This is a genomic window from Simplicispira suum (assembly GCF_003008595.1).
In the GTDB taxonomy this organism is placed as follows: Bacteria; Pseudomonadota; Gammaproteobacteria; order Burkholderiales; family Burkholderiaceae_C; genus Simplicispira; species Simplicispira suum.
This window is the reverse complement of sequence record NZ_CP027669.1, coordinates 383,670-400,544: the sequence shown is the minus strand read 5'-3', so window position 1 is coordinate 400,544 and position 16,875 is coordinate 383,670. Positions and strand designations below refer to the sequence as shown.

General features: G+C 65.0%; 18 protein-coding genes. 6 read left to right on the top strand and 12 right to left on the bottom strand.

The genetic code is table 11. The features are described 5' to 3' along the window. Positions 1–14: 14 nt before the first annotated feature. From C6571_RS01930 to C6571_RS01900, 7 genes are all read right to left on the bottom strand, one after another. Positions 15–992, bottom strand: coding sequence for a GGDEF domain-containing protein (locus C6571_RS01930; protein WP_170094654.1), 978 nt, complete (start codon positions 990–992; stop codon positions 15–17). Between the two features lie 334 nt (positions 993–1,326). Further along, the gene (locus tag C6571_RS01925) at positions 1,327–2,145 is read right to left on the bottom strand and encodes a LytR/AlgR family response regulator transcription factor (RefSeq protein WP_106445199.1); all 819 of its coding nucleotides are present in this window, start codon (positions 2,143–2,145) and stop codon (positions 1,327–1,329) included. Beyond that, a complete protein-coding gene (locus C6571_RS01920) occupies positions 2,142–3,242 on the bottom strand; it encodes a sensor histidine kinase (protein WP_211300687.1) in 1,101 nt (366 codons plus the stop codon). The genes C6571_RS01925 and C6571_RS01920 overlap by 4 nt, the downstream gene beginning before the upstream one ends. After that, a complete protein-coding gene (locus C6571_RS01915; protein WP_106445198.1) occupies positions 3,232–3,528 on the bottom strand; it encodes a 2TM domain-containing protein in 297 nt (98 codons plus the stop codon). The genes C6571_RS01920 and C6571_RS01915 overlap by 11 nt, the downstream gene beginning before the upstream one ends. 31 nt (positions 3,529–3,559) lie before the next feature. Further along, positions 3,560–4,399, bottom strand: a complete 840-nt coding sequence (locus C6571_RS01910; RefSeq protein WP_245901357.1) for an alpha/beta hydrolase — start codon at positions 4,397–4,399, stop codon at positions 3,560–3,562. A gap of 243 nt (positions 4,400–4,642) precedes the next feature. Further along, complete coding sequence (locus C6571_RS01905; RefSeq protein WP_106445197.1) at positions 4,643–4,942, bottom strand: 2TM domain-containing protein; 300 nt, start codon at positions 4,940–4,942, stop codon at positions 4,643–4,645. 11 nt (positions 4,943–4,953) lie between these two features. Next, complete coding sequence (locus C6571_RS01900) at positions 4,954–5,520, bottom strand: DUF6622 family protein (protein ID WP_106445196.1); 567 nt, start codon at positions 5,518–5,520, stop codon at positions 4,954–4,956. A gap of 295 nt (positions 5,521–5,815) precedes the next feature. On the opposite strand from C6571_RS01900, the gene C6571_RS01895 reads away from it, so the two are divergent. Next, positions 5,816–7,138, top strand: coding sequence for a diguanylate cyclase domain-containing protein (locus C6571_RS01895; protein ID WP_106447980.1), 1,323 nt, complete (start codon positions 5,816–5,818; stop codon positions 7,136–7,138). 31 nt (positions 7,139–7,169) lie between these two features. Here C6571_RS01895 and C6571_RS01890 read toward each other — a convergent pair whose 3' ends face one another. Continuing rightward, positions 7,170–8,072 carry a DMT family transporter gene (locus C6571_RS01890; RefSeq protein WP_106447979.1) on the bottom strand — a complete coding sequence of 301 codons (903 nt, stop codon included), beginning with the start codon at positions 8,070–8,072 and terminating at the stop codon, positions 7,170–7,172. A gap of 87 nt (positions 8,073–8,159) precedes the next feature. Here C6571_RS01890 and C6571_RS01885 point away from each other — a divergent pair, with 87 nt between their 5' ends. Further along, positions 8,160–9,146, top strand: coding sequence for a quinone oxidoreductase family protein (locus C6571_RS01885; RefSeq protein ID WP_106445195.1), 987 nt, complete (start codon positions 8,160–8,162; stop codon positions 9,144–9,146). Between the two features lie 12 nt (positions 9,147–9,158). Here the strand turns inward: C6571_RS01885 and C6571_RS01880 are convergent, their stop codons facing one another. From C6571_RS01880 to C6571_RS01870, 3 genes are all read right to left on the bottom strand, one after another. Continuing rightward, entirely contained in the window at positions 9,159–9,488 is a 330-nt protein-coding gene (locus tag C6571_RS01880) for a YkgJ family cysteine cluster protein (RefSeq protein WP_106445194.1), read from the bottom strand. 182 nt (positions 9,489–9,670) lie between these two features. Beyond that, entirely contained in the window at positions 9,671–10,621 is a 951-nt protein-coding gene (gene argF, locus C6571_RS01875) for an ornithine carbamoyltransferase (RefSeq protein ID WP_106445193.1), read from the bottom strand. 22 nt (positions 10,622–10,643) lie between these two features. Beyond that, entirely contained in the window at positions 10,644–11,840 is a 1,197-nt protein-coding gene (locus C6571_RS01870; protein WP_106445192.1) for an aspartate aminotransferase family protein, read from the bottom strand. A 236-nt stretch (positions 11,841–12,076) separates the two neighbouring features. Here C6571_RS01870 and C6571_RS01865 point away from each other — a divergent pair, with 236 nt between their 5' ends. Continuing rightward, entirely contained in the window at positions 12,077–12,403 is a 327-nt protein-coding gene (locus C6571_RS01865) for a DUF3579 domain-containing protein (RefSeq protein WP_106445191.1), read from the top strand. 414 nt (positions 12,404–12,817) lie between these two features. Here C6571_RS01865 and rpsT read toward each other — a convergent pair whose 3' ends face one another. Next, positions 12,818–13,117 carry a 30S ribosomal protein S20 gene (rpsT, locus tag C6571_RS01860; protein WP_106445190.1) on the bottom strand — a complete coding sequence of 100 codons (300 nt, stop codon included), beginning with the start codon at positions 13,115–13,117 and terminating at the stop codon, positions 12,818–12,820. 116 nt (positions 13,118–13,233) lie between these two features. Between rpsT and murJ the strand changes: the two genes are divergently transcribed. The 3 genes from murJ (at position 13,234) to C6571_RS01845 (ending at position 16,848) form a co-directional block, all read left to right on the top strand. Next, a complete protein-coding gene (gene murJ, locus C6571_RS01855) occupies positions 13,234–14,799 on the top strand; it encodes a murein biosynthesis integral membrane protein MurJ (RefSeq protein ID WP_106447978.1) in 1,566 nt (521 codons plus the stop codon). A 51-nt stretch (positions 14,800–14,850) separates the two neighbouring features. After that, positions 14,851–15,696: a SirB1 family protein gene (locus C6571_RS01850; protein ID WP_106445189.1), complete on the top strand. Its 846-nt coding sequence runs from the start codon at positions 14,851–14,853 to the stop codon at positions 15,694–15,696. Positions 15,697–15,774: 78 nt separating this feature from the next. Then, positions 15,775–16,848 carry an extracellular catalytic domain type 1 short-chain-length polyhydroxyalkanoate depolymerase gene (locus C6571_RS01845; protein WP_106445188.1) on the top strand — a complete coding sequence of 358 codons (1,074 nt, stop codon included), beginning with the start codon at positions 15,775–15,777 and terminating at the stop codon, positions 16,846–16,848. The last annotated feature ends 27 nt before the right edge of the window (positions 16,849–16,875 follow it).

Below are 16,875 nucleotides of genomic sequence, written 5' to 3'. Positions count from 1 at the left end.
CTGCTGCGCATGGATCACGCAGTGCAAACCCGGTTGCGTCCGGACTCCTTGGCTGCGTACAGGGCACGGTCTGCTTTTTGGTACAAGTGGGTGGGGTCTTCATCGGGGGTGGCCATTGCGATGCCAATGCTGATGGTGACCACCTGGGCTGAGTTTTTCTCATGGAGCAGACCGCAACGCTGCACGCCTGCACGCGCTGCCTCTGCGATCTGCTGCGCACCCTGAAGGCCCGTTCCATCCAGAAGCATGGCGAATTCCTCCCCGCCAACGCGTGCCACGAAGTCCGTCGTTCGCGCAACGGCACCCAGCAGCGCTGCAGCGACCGCTTGCAATACGGCGTCGCCCGCAGAATGGCCGTAGGTGTCGTTGTACTTCTTGAAGTGATCGATATCGAGCAAGAGCAAGGCCGTGGGGCCCTGGGCGCGGCGCTGGTGCTTCAGTGCCAGGGTGAGTCGTTCGTCGAAGAAGCGGCGATTGGCGAGGCCGGTCAAATAATCCGTGGTGGAGCGCAATTCCAGTTCCCGTTCGAGGCGGCGAATCTCCGTCATGTCAGTGGAAATACCGAGCAATCCGACGACGCGCCCTCGTGGGTCGTGAAAGGGTTCCTTGACTTCCAGATACACCAGGGCCGTCGCAGGGTCGTCGCCGTACACCACTTGATCCGAGCTGCTTTCGCCATACGTGAGCACCCGCTTGTCTACTTCGTCGATGCACGCGGCGGTCGCTGCTTGAAAATGGTCGGTGGCGCGCGTGCCATACAGCTGCTTTGTAGTAAGCCCCAAGCGCTCCAAGGTCAGCCGGTTGGCATAGATGTACCTGCGCTCGCTGTCTTTCATGTACACAAAGGCATGCACATGATCGAGCGCTTCCGCCAATTGGTTTGTTTGGCTCTTCAGTGCAGCGAGGCGTCGCCACAACAGGCAAACCCATACCACCAGTCCCGCGATCACACCCAGGCCGGTGATTGCGAGAAGCAGCAAAGCGGATGGCAACTTGACCTCCTTCAAGCAAGATGACATCTGGGCACGGCGAGCGGCAACAAACCAAGGGCGCACGTGACTTGCGGGCAAGCGTCCAAGTCGGTGCCGCTGGTCCTTCCGCTGAAGGCGCGCGGAGCATGTCTTTGAGAACAGGCTTTCTGTGGGTCTGATCGGAAGTGGAACCCGTCGCAGATATCCGGTCAAGCCTGAAAAGACAGGTCTTTTCGAAGCAATTCCATTTCTAGGGCCTGAGGCCCTAGATCAAACGATTCCTTCGTCGGCTTCGCTGAGCCAGCACGTCGGTCTGCGCTTGATCTTCGCGTTCACGCTGGATTGGGCAAGGGAACTACATGGCCTTGAACTGCGCCGCATACAGCCGGCTGACGGCAAACGCTTCCGGCCGGCCATGCAGCTGCAGTGTGAGCTTGCCGCTGTCGCTTCGTACCGCGCTGGTGATGGCGCTGGCGCGGACCAGCGTGCCACGGTGGATCTGCCAGAACTGCTGGGTGTCGAGCTGGGCCAGCAGTTCGCGCAGCGGCGTGCGGATCAGGTGTTCGCGGCTGGCGGTAAGCACGCGCACGTATTTGTCGGCCGCTTCGAAGACCAATACCTCATCCACCGGCACCATGTCGATGCGACTGCCGTGCCCGGCCTGGATGAAGCGCAGCGGGCCGCCGGTGGGCGCGGCGCCCGTCGCAGGGGCGAGTCCGGCGCCCAGTAGGCTGCGCAGCTGGGCGAGCGTGGTTTCTGGCAGGGGTGCGGCGCCGCTGCGTGCGGCCAGCAGCGCCCGCACGCGCGCCACGGTTTTTTGCAAGCGCCCGGCTTGCAGCGGCTTGAGCAAATAGTCCACCGCCTGCGCCTCGAAGGCCTGCACGGCGTACTGGTCGTAGGCGGTGAGAAAGACCAGCGCCGGGAAGGGTTGGCCGTCCGGCCAGGCGTCCACCAGTTCGGCGGCGGCGTCCAGCCCGCTCTGGCCGGGCATGCGGATGTCGAAGAACAGCACCTCGGGCCGCAAGGCCAGCGCTTCGCGCACGGCAGACAGGCCATCGCCCACCGTGGCTACGACCTGCAGCTCGGGCCAAGCCTGGGCCAGTTCGTATTGCAGGGCGGCGGCCAGCAAGGGCTCGTCCTCGGCAATCAGGGCGTGGGGGGCAGGGAGGTTCATGGGGTGGAAGAATTCAAAGGAAAAGTGACTCTAGCGCAAGTCCCATGGGCCTCTCCAGCTATCAATTCAAGAGTTCCTTGTGCGCTGTACAGGGTGGCGAGGCGCTCGCGCACCTGCGTCAGGCCAAAGTGACTTCCGGGGCGGTCCGTGTCGTGCGCTGGCGCCGCGCCCAGTCCCACGCCGCTGTCCACCACTTCCAGCACCAGCAACGATCCAGCGGGGCCGGGCCGGGTGCTGGCGCGCACATCGATCTGGCCGCCAGCCACCTGAGGTTCCAGCCCGTGGCGGATGGCGTTTTCCACCAATGGCTGCAGCAGCAGCGGCGGCACGGGCACAGCCCGCAGCGCGTCGGGCAGGTCCAGCGTGAAGGCCAGGCGCGGACCCATGCGAACGGCCATGATTTCGAGGTAGTCGGCCAGGCGTGCGAATTCATCCTGCAGCGGGTGCAGCGTGGAACGCGCGCCGCCGAGCGTGGCGCGCAGGTAGGCAATCAGGTGGTCCAGCATGGCCTGGGCGCGCGGCGGGTCGGTGGCAATCAGCACGCGCAGGTTGGCCAGTGTGTTGAACATCATGTGCGGCTCAAGCTGCGCTTCCAGGAGTTTGAGGCGGGTTTCGGTGGCATCGCGCTGGGCCTGAGCCACGTGTACTTGCAGGTAGGCCGCTTTGCCCCGGGTGTAGAAAAAATAGGTAACTGCAAGCCCGGCCACCAGCGTGATGACCACCGAAACCCGCAGTTGCGCCCGGCCGCTCGCTTCCCACGAGGAAAACCCAAACCACGCGTCGGCCAGCGCTGTGCCGCCCAGGTAGCCCAGCACCATGCCGCAGGCAGGCAGCGCAACGCCTGCCCAACCGGCGGGCCAGCCTGTAGCGGATCTGGAGGGGAACAGATGGCGCCCGAAATCGATGCAGGCCCAGGTCAGGCTGCCGATGGCCAGGGAATAGACCAACGGAAACTCGTAGGGCCGCTCGGGCCGGATGGCATATTGGATCGCTGCGATGGCCAGGGAAAAGGCCAGGGTCTGCAGCAGATACCGCAGCTTATCGATCCAGTCGATTTTTGGGGCTGGTGCCGCTTTGGTTGCCGTGTCAGTGTCCACCGCGTTCGCGCTGCAGTCGCTCGCGCTCCTTTTGCACCATGCGCTCGCGGATACCGCTGCCCGTGCCCAGTAAAAATACCGAGATGCCGTGCAATGCCAGCCCCAGGCCCCAGCCCAGCAGCGGAAAAACAGACCAGGGCCGATCGCCAAATCCATAGCGTGATATGGCGAAAAGGCCCAGATTCACCAGCGTGAACACCAGGGCGTGGATGTACCAGCCGAGCTTGGCGCCGGCGCGTCGGCGGGCCAGTTGTTCAATGGCTTCGGGGCTTAGATGTGTGGACATGTCGAGCGGAATTCTAGGCAAGGGCGAGTGTTCAGTCTTTGCATGCCCGCGCCACCGTGCGCACGGCGGTGGCGTCGAGCGTCAAACCCATGTGGTTGACGCCCGGCACCAGGGTGACGGGCACCGTTTTCCCGGCGCTCTCGAAAACCCCTGCGAATCGTTCGGCCTGGAATAGCTCGTCTTCCCGTCCCGCCACGATACAAAGCCTGCCCTGCGCATTGCGAATATCGTTCAGGTAGTCGTCATGCGGACGGAAGTTGGTGGCCAGGGCATACGAGTAGCTGGGCGTGAGGATGTGGCGCGCTTGCTCGTTCAGCGCAAAACGCAGCACCGGGAGATCGTTCCACCGGGCAATGCCGATCCGGTTGAGCGCGGTCAGCGCAAGGATTCGGGGGAGACCCACCGAGACCCAGCCACCATTGCCCGGCCGGTTGGTGGGCGCGCTGTGGTGCAGAAAGGGCGAGAGCAGCACATAGCGTTCGAACAGTGCTTGCCGGGGGCTTGCGGCAAAACGCAGCACAAAACCGCCTCCCGACGAGAAGCCCATCAGCGTCTGTGGCCCGGAATGCGGCACAGCGTGCATGAAATCCTCCAGGTCGTCTTCCAGTTGGCCGATGTAGCCGATCTGGCCGCGCGGCCCCGAATCGCCATGCCCGCGCATGTCGAGTGCCGCCACGGCATACCCTTCGGCCGCCAGCGCCTGGGCCAGCACGTGCATCGACTGCCCGCGCGCCGAAGAGCCATGCACCAGGACCACGCGGCGCGAAGTGGTGCTGGTTGGCGTCGGCGTGGGGGTGTAGCCATGCCATGCGAGCCTTGTGCCATCACGGGCGGTGTAGTACTGCGCGCGCGGAACCTTGCTGAAATCCACCCCCGAAAGGGGTCGTTGATACTGGCCAGCGGCGCAATGGCACCGGGACCACCCCAGACCACTGCGGCGGCGAGCACTGCGGGGACCACAATGGACGCGATCAAGAGCAGTGCGACGCTGCGGCGAGGCCCGTTGCGACGTGGTGTGGAATGGTTCGGTTGCGTCATGCGAGGAGTCTTGGTTCTGTGCGCTGCACGCATATGGCAGGGAGAAGCCGATGCGTTCCGGGATGTGGGCGGCGGTTCAGCCAGCTTGCCCGCGCCGCGCAAGCCGCTCGCGTTCTGCTTGCACCATGCGTTCGTGCCAGTCGCTGCCGCCGGAGAGAAAAAACACCGCCACACCGTGGATCAGCAGGCCCAGACCCCAGCCGAGCGCCGGGAACACGGCCCAGTAGTGGCCCCTGCCGACAGACAAGGTAACCAGCAACAGGTTGACCAGAACGTACACACTGGCGTGCGCGTACCAGCCCATTTTGGCCTTGGCCCGGCGCTGCGCCAGGCGTTCGAGTGCTTCGGAACTCAGGGGGAATGGGGCACGCGCCATGGTGCGTTCCTTCAGGCGGTGGCGATGGGGTGTGCGTGGGTACCGGCCTTGGCCAGGCGCAGCAGCCGCCCGGTGCGCGCGGCAAAAACGCCATTGAATGCGCCATACACCAGGGCAATCTGCAGGGCAAATTGGCTGTCGTGCGCCAGCGGTGGCTGCAAAGCGAGTTCCACGCCCACCACCCACTTCACCAGGAAGATACCCACGATGAGGACCATCGGCCAGGCACTGCCCGGCAAATGGAATTGCTGGCTGGAGGCTTCGTAGCGCGTGCCTGCTGGAGCGCGGCCGTGCAGCCAGAGCGAGAGCGCCGCTACAAGGCAGGCAGCGACCAGCCAGACCGCCAGAATTTCTCCGATCTGCGGCACTGCGCCAAACGCCGAACCCATGCCCCAGGCAGAAAACACCGCCATGGCGATCGGCATCAGCAGCACGCGGCGCAGGCCGGCGCGGCGTGCAAACATCTGGCTGGCGCCCAGCCAGATCAGGGCGGCAAGCAGCATCCACACCCAGGTGGGGGTGTGCAAGACGATGGTGAGCAGCATGCGCGGCTGCTGGGTAGCGATGGTGAGAAGCATGATGGAGTCTTTCGAAATCAAGGAAGATGACCGCGACTGTCGGCTTGGGAGCGGCTGCTGCCCAGCGCCTTGCGACGAAACACGCAAACGGCGCCGCGAAATGGCTTTGCACGGGCGCGAACGGCGCGCAGCCCGCCGGGGCAGCGGGGCGTCTGCGGGGCAGACTTCGCAGAAAGCTGCTAAGCTGGTTTGAACAATCGCTTACATTTTCGAACACGGCTCCCATGATCGCGGTTTCTGAAGCATGGCGCTCTGCATCCAAGGCTGCACTGCTGCGCCTGGCCATGGGGCACGCATGACGCAGGCCTCCACGCTTGCGCCTGACGTGGCCGGCTCGCTGTCGCTGGGCCTCTCGGATGCAGAACTGCTGGCGGTGATCACGCGCGACGTGGGTGCCACGGTGGCGGTCTTCAACCTGCAATTGCGCCTGGTGTACTGCAACGACGAATACGCGCGCTGGTTTGGGACCGAGCCCTCGCAAATCATTGGCAAGACCATTGCCGACCTGTACGGCGAGGCCGATGCGGTTCGCATCCTGCCTTTGGTCGAGCGCGTGCAGGCCGGCGAGCGGCTGGAATACCAGCGCTTGCTCACCAACCCCTACGGCGCTGAGGAGTGGCGCACCATCTGCCTGACACCGGCGCGCAATCCCCAGGGTGCCATTGCCGGCTTTGTGACTTCAGCCATCGATGTGCACGAATTGCAGGTCGCTTTCAACGCGCTGCGTGCGGCCAACCAGCGTCTGTCCTCACACATCGACAACAGCCCGCTGGCCGTGCTGGAGATGGACCACGAACTGCGTTTGCTCCACTGCTCGGAGCGTGCCGTTCAGTTGATGGGCTGGGACGATCTGGCATTCGTCGAGGGCCGTTTGCTGCTGGAACTGCTGGATGTGACGGACGAGCGCCTGAACCAGGCCCTGCAGCGCCTGCAGAGCGGACAGGAATCGCAGAACCGCGAAGAAAACTCCTTTGTGCGGCGCGATGGCACCGAGATCCATGCCGAGTGGTTCAACTCGGCGCTGACAGACGCCACCGGGCGGGTCACTTCCATCATGACATTGGTGCAGGACGTCTCTGCGCGGGTGCAGATTGCGCGCCAGCAACACCACCAGGCCAATCACGACGCGCTGACCGGCCTGGACAACCGCGCCTCTTTTCATGAGCGCCTGGAGCGAGCGCTGGCCCAGATGCGGCCTCCGGCCGACTTGCTGGCACTGCTGTTCATCGATCTGGACGGGTTCAAGCACATCAACGACCAGCAAGGCCACCAGGCCGGCGACGAAGTGCTGCGCATCGTCGCTCAGCGCCTGCTGCGCAGTGTGCGGGAGGGCGACACCGTGGCCCGGCTGGGAGGCGACGAGTTCCTGGTCATGCTCGACAAGAACGTGACGCTGCTCGAACCCGCACGCATTGGCCAGCGCATCATCGAAGCGTTGAACCAGCCCATGGTCGTCGATGGGAAAAACCTGCAGATTGGTGCAAGCATCGGTGTGGCGATGCACCCACCGCTTCCAGGCAAGCTGGAGCTGCTCATGAACCGCGCAGACCAGGCGATGTATGCCGCCAAGCGCGCCGGCAAGGGGCGTTTGTGTTTTGCCGCGCCTGAGGGCGTCTGAGAGGTCGATCGGCCGGAAACGCAGCAGCGCTCTACGCGCGCCGCGAAGACACCACGATGCCGCCCACGATGAGCGCAAAAGCGGCCGCATGGTAGGCATGGGGCGCCTGGCCCAGAAAAGCGGCCGACAGCAAGGCGGCAAACAGCGGTGTGAGGTTGGCAAAAAAGCCCGCCACCGTGGGGCCGGCGCGCTGCACTCCCATGCCCCAGCAACGGTAGGCAAGCACGGCAGGGCCGATCGCAATGAACGCCAGGGCAGCAACGAGTGGCCAGCCCCAGTCGATCTCGGTGCGTCCCGTGGCCCATTCGCCGCCTGCAAGCAGGCCGGACCAACCCAGACCAAACACCAGTTGCGCCATCAGAAAGGCGGCCCAGTTGCCGCGCAGGCGTACAGGCTCGCTGGTTTTTACCAGCAACCAGCTATAGAAAGCCCAGCAGATGGTGGCAATCAGCATGAACACATCGCCCGGCACCAGGCGCAGCGCCAGCAACGCACCCCATTCGCCGCGGCTGAGCACAAGCAGTACGCCACCCATGGAAAGCAGGGCGCCAATCAACTGGCGCTGCGTGACGCGCGTTCCGAAGAACAAGGCCCCTACGACCAGCATCCACACCGGCATGCTGGAGCCCACCAGGGTCACGTTGATCGGCATCGAGGTCTGCAGCGCCATGTATTGAAACGCGTTGTAGAGCCCGATTCCCAGCAGCCCCAGCAGTGCGTAGCGGCGCCAGTGCGCCCAAAGTCCGCTGTCCCGGCGCAGGACCTGATGGGCCAGGGGCAGCAGCAGGGCAAAGGCGATCAGCCAGCGCAAAAAATTCAGCGTCAGCGGCGGCACCATGTCGTGCACCATGCGCCCCACCACGGCGTTCCCGGCCCACAGCAGCGGCGGAATGACGAGCAGTGCCGCCGTGCGGCCCCCAAGCTTTTCTTGCATGCCTTGACTGTAGCGGCCCTGTCGAGGCGCAGCTTGCAAAAACATGGCAGCATGCAAGGCGCTTTACAGAACCCACAGGAGCCCCCCATGAGCCTTGCCATACAGATTCGCCAGAACGGCGGCCCGGAAGAACTGCAACTGGTGGAAGTCCAGGTGGGCGATCCGGCGGCGGGGGAAATCCGCGTGCGCCACCATGCCATTGGCCTGAACTACATCGACGTCTACCAGCGCACCGGCCTCTACCCATTCCCGATGCCGCTGCAACTGGGCATGGAGGCGGCCGGCGTGGTGGAGGCTGTGGGCGAGGGCGTCACGCATCTGAAAGTGGGTGATCGCGTGGCCTACGCCAGCAACCCGCCCGGCAGCTACAGCACCGAGCGCGTGATGCCGGCGCGCTGCGTCTGCCGCCTGCCCGATGCGATCGGTTTCGAGACCGGCGCGGCCATGATGCTCAAGGGACTGACGGCGCAGTATTTGCTGAAGAAAACCTTGCCGGTGCAAGGACTGCAGCGCGGCGACGCGGTGCTGTTCCATGCAGCTGCAGGCGGCGTCGGCCTGATTGCCTGCCAGTGGGCGCGCGCCCTGGGTCTGGAGCTGATCGCCACCGCTGGCTCGGACGCCAAATGCCAGCTTGCACTGGCCAACGGCGCGGCGCATGCCATCAACTACAGCACCGAAGACTTTGCCGCGCGGGTCAAGGAAATCACCCAGGGCCAAGGCGTGAAGGTGGTCTACGACTCGGTGGGCAAGGACACTTGGGAAAAATCGCTCGACTGCCTGCGTCCCTTCGGCCTGATGGCCAGCTTCGGCAACGCCTCGGGGCCGGTGCCGCCGTTTGCGCCGGCCTCGCTGGGCGGGCGCGGCTCGCTGTATGTGACGCGCCAGACCTTGTTCACCCACATTTCCACGCGCGAGAGCACACAGGCCATGGCGGACGAACTGTTCGCGGTCGTCGAGAGTGGGCAGGTGAAGATCCATATTGCCCAGCGCTATGCGCTCGCCGACGTGCAGCAGGCGCACCGCGATCTGGAAGCCCGCAAGACCACGGGGTCCACGATTCTGACGGTGGACTGAGTCGGAGCGGGTTCAGCGGGGGTAGGACGCCATGCCACGCCGCATGCGCGCCCGCTCGCAAGCGTCCGAGCCGGCCGCAAATTCCCTGCAGGGCGACGGGCGCCACTCATAGATTGCACAGGCCGCGCGCTGCCCCACGGTGCCGGTCAGGGCCGCGCACCTCGGGGGGCTGTGGTCGGTGCCGCGCATTCGGCAGAAGGAATCGGTGACATCCACCGTCAAGCCATCGGGCACCTTACCGCCGTGGTCGCTGCGCTCGACCACCGAAAAATCCACACGAAAGCTTGCGCAGCAGGCCCCGCAGGAGAGGCACGGATGCAAGGAATGGGGGTCAGATTCCAATTGATTTCCGCACGCCGCGCGTCACGCGATACGGCCGAGCAGAAGGTACTCCATGAGTGCCTTCTGCACGTGCATCCTGTTTTGGCTTCGGCGCGCAGCCTGCGGCTGCTTCACATCCGCTGCGCGGATAGGTGCCTGCGCCGAAACAGGCTGCTGGCGCTGGCGCGCCACCCGTTTGCATTTCATGCAATCCGGCCGAGCAGAAGGTACTCCATGAGTGCCTTCTGCACGTGCATCCTGTTTTCCGCCTCTTCCCAGACGACGGATTGGGGGCCGTCGATGACTTCGGCGGTGACTTCCTCGCCGCGGTGGGCCGGCAGGCAGTGCATGAACAGGGCCTCGGGGCGGGCGGCGGCCATCATTTCCGGGTCTACGCACCAGTCGGCAAAGGCCTTTTTGCGCGCCTCGTTCTCGGCCTCGTAGCCCATGCTGGTCCAGACGTCGGTCGTGACCAGGTCTGCGTCCTTGCAGGCGTCCAGCGGGTTGCTAAAAAATTGATAGCTGCCAGCGCTTGTCCCACCTGCGCCAACGGCCATTTTCTCGTCTATTTCGTAGCCGCGCGGCGTGCTGACATGGACCTTAAAGTCGAGCAGCTCAGCCGCCTGAAGCCAGGTGTTGGCCATGTTGTTGCCGTCGCCCACCCAGGCCACGGTCTTGCCGGCCAGGCAGGCCAGGTCGGGCTTGCCTTGTGAATCCATGCCGCGGTGCTCGAGAAAGGTAAAGATGTCGGCCAGGATCTGGCAGGGGTGGAACTCGTTGGTCAGGCCGTTGATGACGGGCACGCGCGAATGCTCGGCAAAGCGCTCGATCTTGGTTTGCTCGAAGGTGCGGATCATCACCAGGTCAACCATGCGGCTGATGACCTTGGCGCTGTCCTCAATGGGTTCGGCACGCCCGAGCTGGCTGTCGCCCGTGGTCAGGTGCACCACGCTGCCGCCCAGCTGGTACATGCCGGCTTCGAAGCTCACGCGGGTGCGCGTACTGGCTTTTTCGAAAATCATGGCCAGCGTGCGGTCCACCAGCGGGTGGTGCTTTTCGTAGGACTTGAACTTTTTCTTGATCAGCGCGGCGCGCTCGAAAAGGTACGCGTACTCGTTGGCGTCGAGGTCGTTGAATTGGAGATAGTGTTTCATGGCATGGGGCGCACAGTGCGCTTCATTCTGCGAGCAGGGCCTGCACCAGGGGGGCAAGCCGCGTGGCGATTTCGTCGGCTTCGCTGGGGGTGAGGATGAGTGCCGGCACGATGCGGATCACATTTTCCGCCGTCACGCTGATCAGCAGCCCCGCCTCGGCGGCGCGCGCCACCAGGGCGCCGCAAGGCTTGGCCAGTTCGACGCCGATCATCAGGCCCTGGCCGCGAATCTCTTTGACGCCGGGCAAGCCGCCAAGCTCGCGCTGCAGCGCCGCCATCAGGTGCGCGCCCACTCCGGCGGCGTTGGCCAGCAGGCCGTCCTCTTCCATGATGCGAATGGTTTCAATGCCAGCCCGCATGGCCAGCGGGTTGCCGCCAAAGGTGGTGCCGTGGTTGCCCGGTTGCAGCACGTCGGCGGCCTTGGGGCCGGCGACGACGGCGCCAATCGGCACGCCCGAGCCCAGGCCCTTGGCCAGCGGCATCACGTCGGGCACGATGCCAGCCCACTGGTGGGCAAACCACTTGCCGGTGCGGCCCATGCCGCACTGCACCTCGTCGATCATCATCAGCCACTGGCGCTCGTCGCAGAGCTGGCGGAGCTGCTGCAGGTATTCCACGCGCATCGGGTTCACGCCGCCTTCGCCCTGAATCGTCTCGAAGAACACGGCGACGACATCCGGGTTGCCTTCGGTGGCGGCCTTGATGGCGGCAATGTCGTTGATCGGTACGCGGATGAAGCCCTCGACCAGCGGGCCGAAGCCGCTGTGGATCTTCGGGTTGCCGGTGGCCGACATGGTGGCAATCGAGCGGCCATGGAAGGCCTTCTCGTACACGACGATCTGCGGCTTCGCGATGCCGCGGTCCACGCCGTACTTGCGGGCAATCTTCAGTGCGGCCTCGTTGGCCTCCAGCCCCGAATTGCAGAAAAACACCTTGCTCATGTCCGAGAGCTGCACCAGCTTGGCGGCCAGCTGCTCCTGGCCGGGGATGTGGTAATAGTTCGAGGTGTGGATCAGCTTGCCGATCTGGTCGCACAGCGCCGGCACGAGTTGCGGGTGGTTGTGGCCCAGGGTGTTGACGGCAATGCCGCCGAGCGCGTCGAGGTATTCCTTGCCGTTCACGTCCCACACGCGGCAGCCCTGGCCGCGCTCGAGCGCGATCGGCACGCGGCCATAGGTGTTCATCACGTGGGGCGAGGCAGCCTCGATCAATGCGGTCATGCGGGGTTCTCCAGGACGGGTGCAGCGCCATAGCGGCGCGCAAAAATGAGAGGCAATTCTAGGGCGGATGCTGCGCTGCGCTGTTGACGATTGCGCATCACTGCAATGCACCTGGGGCGTCGCTGCAAGCTGCGCGTGCTGCGCGGGGGGCGTGAAGATCGCGATAGCTCTTATATAAGAGTTAGAATTCCTGCTGCGCCGCAACACGTATTTCTCGTACACCGACTGCCCAGCCGATGGCCCATTCCTCGTCTCCAGAAGTCTTCATCCAGGGCATCACGTCCAGTGGCAAGACCTTCCGTCCGAGCGATTGGGCCGAGCGCCTTGCGGGCGTAATGAGCAGCTTTCGCCCCGGCGGCGTGCAGCCGGGCAGCCACTTGCGTTACTCGCCCTGGTGCATTCCCAAGGTCATCAACGGCGTGAAATGCGTCGTCGTCTACCCAGCGCTGCGCGACTATGAGCCCATGGCCTGGGATTTCGTGATGAACTTTGCGCGCGACAACGATCTGCAGGTGGCTGAGGCGTGTTTGCTGCCTGACGGGCCCCTTGAGGCGAAGCCCTGAACATCCATTGAAGTGCCTGGGACAGAGCGGTCACGGTTTGCGCCGCGTCAGATCTGTCCCCCGAATCAGCAGGGTGCCAGCAAAGGCGCGCTTTGCGCGAACATCCGCTGAAGTGCCTGGGACAGAGCTGCCACGGCTCTCGCCGCGTCAGATCTGTCCCCCGAATCAGCAGGGTGCCAGCAAAGGCGCGCTTTGCGCAAACATCCGCTGAAATGTCGAGGACAGAGCTGCCACGGCTCCCGCCGCGTCAGGTCTGTCCCCCGAATCAGCAGGGTGCCAGCAAAGGCGCGCTTTGCGCGCTTGGGCTGCGCCCAACAAAAAAGCCGTCTTGCGACGGCTTTTTTGCTTTGCTGGCAGCGCACCCGTTTCAAACGGCGGGTGGCGGGGCCACCCGGGCTGTTTGCCTGAAGAGGATCAGGCGGCGAGTGCCAAGGCTTTCACCTTGGAGGACAGGCGGCTCTTGTCGCGAGCTGCCTTGTTCTTGTGGAAGATGCCCTTGTCGGCAATGGTGTCGACCACGGCCTGCATCTTGCCGAAGAGTTCGGTGGCTTTGGTTTTGTCGCCAGCGAGCACGGCTTTTTCAACGTTCTTCACGGCGGTGCGGTATTTGGAGCGCAGCGAGGTGTTGGCCGCGTTGAGCTTGGTGCCCTGACGGACGCGTTTGCGGCCCGACGCGAGGCGTGGGTTCTTTTTCTTGGGCTTGGTGGATGCCATGGTAAATATTCCTAGGGTCTGAGGATGTTGCCAGCGAAGCCCGACATTATAGCCTGCGGACGTTTTACCAGCCGTTGCGACTTGGCTGGCAAAGGCTGCGCATACACTTCGCAGCCGTGTCTCTGCTCAAAGCCGCCTCTACCGTCTCGCTGCTCACCCTGGCGTCCCGCATCACGGGTCTCGTGCGTGACTTGCTCATGGCGTCCATCTTCGGCGCCAATGCGCTGACCGACGCGTTCAACGTCGCCTTTCGCATCCCCAACCTGTTTCGCCGGCTGTTTGCCGAAGGCGCTTTCAGCCAGGCCTTTGTGCCGGTATTGGCGACCACGCGCGCCCAACAAGGCGATGATGCCACCCGCGTGTTGATCGGCAGTGTGGCCACGGTGCTGGCGTGGGCCCTGCTGGCCACCTGCATTTTGGGAGTGATCGGGGCGCCGGTGCTGGTCTGGGCCTTGGCCAGCGGTTTGCGCCAGAGCCCCGAAGGCTATGCCGGCGCAGTGCTGATGACGCGCTGGATGTTCCCCTACATCGGCTTCATGTCGCTGGTGGCGCTGTCGGCGGGTATTCTGAACACCTGGAAGCACTTTGCCGTGCCTGCAGCGTCGCCCGTCCTGCTTAATTTTTCCATGATTGCTGCCGCCTGGTTTGGCGCACCGCTGTTTCGCGGCTGGGGCATTGAGCCGATTTACGCAATGGCGGGCGGTGTGGTGCTGGGCGGCGTGCTGCAGCTGGCGATCCAGGTGCCGGCTTTGTTGCGGCTGGCGCTGCTCCCGCGCATTGGATTGAGCGTTGCCGCCCTGCGCAAGGCCTGGAGTGACCCCGGCGTGCGGCGTGTGCTTACGCTGATGGCGCCCATTTTGCTGGGCGTGGGGGTGGCGCAGCTTTCATTGCTGATCAATACCCAGATTGCTTCGTATTTGGCGCCGGGCAGCGTGACCTGGCTGTTCTATGCCGACCGTTTGATGGAATTCCCCACTGCGTTGCTGGGCGTGGCGCTGGGCGTGGTGCTGACGCCGCAGCTCACCGCCGCGCGAGCCGAGGGCGATGCTGCACGTTATTCCGCCATGCTCGACTGGGGTCTGCGCATCGTCGTATTGCTGGCCGTGCCCAGCGCTGTGGCGCTGCTCACCTTTTCCACGCCGCTCGTGGCGACGCTGTTCCACCACGGCGAGCTGCAGGCAAGCGATGTGGCGGAGATCGCGCTGGCGCTCTCGGGCTACGGCGCAGGTTTGTTGGGATTGGTGGCGATCAAGGTGCTGGCGCCGGGCTACTACGCCAGCCAGGATGTGCGCACGCCGGTCAAGATCGGCATTGCCGTGCTGGTGATCACGCAGCTACTCAACATTGTGCTGGTGCCGCGCATGGCCCACGCGGGGCTGGCACTGTCCATTGGCCTGGGGGCGCTGGTCAATGCCTTGTGGCTGCTTATCGGCTTGCTGCGCCGGGGCAGTTTTCAGCCGGCCCCCGGCTGGGCGCTGTTTGGCGCGCAGGTGGTGGCTGCCAGCCTGCTCCTGGGCGCCATGCTGTTGTGGGTGTCGGCGTATTTCCCCTGGATCGCCCTGGGCGACGCCGGCGGCAAGCGCGTGCTCTTGCTTGGCGCCTGGATGGCCGTGGCTGCGGTGCTGTATTTCGGCGTGCTGCGCATTTCGGGTCTGCGGGTGGGCGCACTGGTACGGAGATAGTGCGGCGCTGACCTACGTGCAGACCTGTGGGCCTGGCGCTACCATGGCACCATGTCGTTGAGCTTTGCCCTTCCCACGCCGCTCGAATACTTCGCCTCGCTGGTGCAAAGCGACGCGCAGTTTCCTTTGCTGGAGGCTGCCGCCAGCGTCGCCATGGACGAGTATCCCGCGCTGGACATGCAAGGCCTGCTGGGGGACATGGATCTGCTCTGCGCGCGCCTCTCGCGCAAGGTGGCGCGCGATGCGCCTGCGCTGGACCGGTTGCGCGCCCTGAACCAGTTTTTCTTCACCGATCTGGGATTTGCGGGCAACGTCAACGACTATTACGACGCCGAAAACAGCTATCTCAACAGCGTTTTGCGTACGCGCCGGGGCATTCCCATCAGTCTGGCCATACTGTGGCTGGAAATGGCGCAAACCCTGGGGCTGCACGTGCGTGGCGTGGCGTTTCCCGGTCATTTCATGGTCAAGGCCTTGCTGCCACGGGGCCAAGTGCTGATCGATCCCTTTACCGGCGAATCGCTCTCGCGCGAGGAACTGGTCGAGCGCCTGCAGCCGTTCCAGCCCAGCGGCAGTGCCGAGGGCGAGCCGCCGCTGGGCCTGTACCTGCAAGCCGCGCAGCCGCGCGAGATCATGGCGCGCATGCTGCGCAACCTCAAGGAAGTGCACCGGGCCAATGGCGACTGGGCCCGCTTGCTGGCGGTGCAGGAGCGTTTGGTGCTGCTGCTTCCTGCCGCCTGGGACGAAGTGCGCGATCGCGGCCTGGCCCACGCCGAGTGTGGCAACCCTGGCTTGGCCGTGGCCGATCTCGAAACCTACTTGTCGCATGTGCGTGGCGACGACAACACCGAAGTTCTCGCCAACCGGTTGCAGCTCTTGCGCCGGGCCCTGGGCTGAGCGTTTGCTGCCCCTGCGAACCCTCGCCTGCGCTGGCTCCGGTGCGTTCGTGTCTCGGGTATGTAGCGTGCCTCGCTGATGGCGCGTCGGCCTGCTTCGCCCCTGCTGGCACTGGCGCGCGCCTACCAGCGCCAAGTTCGCGCCCTGGCCCGAGCGGCGCGGCCCGCGCGGACCCCCGCTGCGCCGCTGCGGGTGCCCGCGCGCAAGCGCCCCCAAGCGCCCAAACCGGCCGCCGCAAAACGTGCGCCGCCGGCTCCTGCGGCGCTGGGCCAATGGCTGGCAGGTATTGCGCCGGGGCCGGCCGGGGCACGCCGCTACCACTTGTATGTGCCGCCCGGCGTCACTGCAGCCAGCCGCATGCGGCTGCCGCTGCTGGTGATGCTGCACGGCTGCGGCCAAACCGGCCACAGCTTTGCTGCCAGCACGCGCATGAACCAGCGCGCGGCGCGCGAGCGCTTTCTGGTGCTCTACCCGGAGCAGGAGCGCATGGCCAATGCGCAGGGCTGCTGGAACTGGTTTGAGCGCCGCAGCGGCCGCGCCGATGCCGAAGCCGACACCGTACTCGCCGCCATCGACCAAGTCGCGCGGCGCTATGCGGTGCACCCGGATCGCATTGGTGTTGCCGGTATGTCGGCCGGTGCCAGCATGGCGGCCTGGCTCGCGCTGCGCGCGCCGCAGCGATTTTGTGCGCTGGCCATGCACTCAGGTGCAGCGCCCGGCAGTGCCGATTCGGCTGCGACGGCGCTCGCGGCGATGCGCGGTGATCGCCTGCCGCGCCGGCCTGAGGTTGCAACCGGCGCTGAGCTGCCTGCTGCGGCCCCGCCCATGCTGCCACCGCTTCTGCTGCTGCATGGCGAGTCGGATCCGGTGGTGTCGGTGCGCAGCGCGCAGCACACGGCCGCTTGGTGGGCGCAGGCGCTGGGCGCGCGTGCCGGAGCGCCACGCATGCAGCAGCGCGGCGCGCGCCGCGCCACCCGCTTGACGGAGTTCCGTGCGCGCGGTCGGGTGCAAGTGGCACTGCGGGAAATCGAAGGCCTTGGCCACGCCTGGAGCGGCGGTGCGCCGCGTGTGGCCTACAGCGACCCGACGGGGCCCGATGCGTCGACGCTGGTCTGGGCGTTCATGGCGCGCCAGTTCGCCGGCATGGCATGAGCACGACCAGGACGGATGAAAATTAGG

Bases quoted from the DNA above. Each gene is read 5' to 3' on its own strand.
- C6571_RS01890 (WP_106447979.1), bottom strand. From the start codon at position 8,072: ATGCAAGAAAAGCTTGGGGGCCGCACGGCGGCACTGCTCGTCATTCCG.
- C6571_RS01865 (WP_106445191.1), top strand. From the start codon at position 12,077: ATGGCCCATTCCTCGTCTCCAGAAGTCTTCATCCAGGGCATCACGTCC.
- C6571_RS01850 (WP_106445189.1), top strand. From the start codon at position 14,851: ATGTCGTTGAGCTTTGCCCTTCCCACGCCGCTCGAATACTTCGCCTCG.
- C6571_RS01845 (WP_106445188.1), top strand. From the start codon at position 15,775: ATGGCGCGTCGGCCTGCTTCGCCCCTGCTGGCACTGGCGCGCGCCTAC.
- C6571_RS01915 (WP_106445198.1), bottom strand. From the start codon at position 3,528: ATGTCCACACATCTAAGCCCCGAAGCCATTGAACAACTGGCCCGCCGA.
- argF (WP_106445193.1), bottom strand. From the start codon at position 10,621: ATGAAACACTATCTCCAATTCAACGACCTCGACGCCAACGAGTACGCG.
- C6571_RS01885 (WP_106445195.1), top strand. From the start codon at position 8,160: ATGAGCCTTGCCATACAGATTCGCCAGAACGGCGGCCCGGAAGAACTG.
- C6571_RS01905 (WP_106445197.1), bottom strand. From the start codon at position 4,942: ATGGCGCGTGCCCCATTCCCCCTGAGTTCCGAAGCACTCGAACGCCTG.
- C6571_RS01900 (WP_106445196.1), bottom strand. From the start codon at position 5,520: ATGCTTCTCACCATCGCTACCCAGCAGCCGCGCATGCTGCTCACCATC.
- rpsT (WP_106445190.1), bottom strand. From the start codon at position 13,117: ATGGCATCCACCAAGCCCAAGAAAAAGAACCCACGCCTCGCGTCGGGC.
- C6571_RS01925 (WP_106445199.1), bottom strand. From the start codon at position 2,145: ATGAACCTCCCTGCCCCCCACGCCCTGATTGCCGAGGACGAGCCCTTG.
- C6571_RS01870 (WP_106445192.1), bottom strand. From the start codon at position 11,840: ATGACCGCATTGATCGAGGCTGCCTCGCCCCACGTGATGAACACCTAT.
- C6571_RS01895 (WP_106447980.1), top strand. From the start codon at position 5,816: ATGACGCAGGCCTCCACGCTTGCGCCTGACGTGGCCGGCTCGCTGTCG.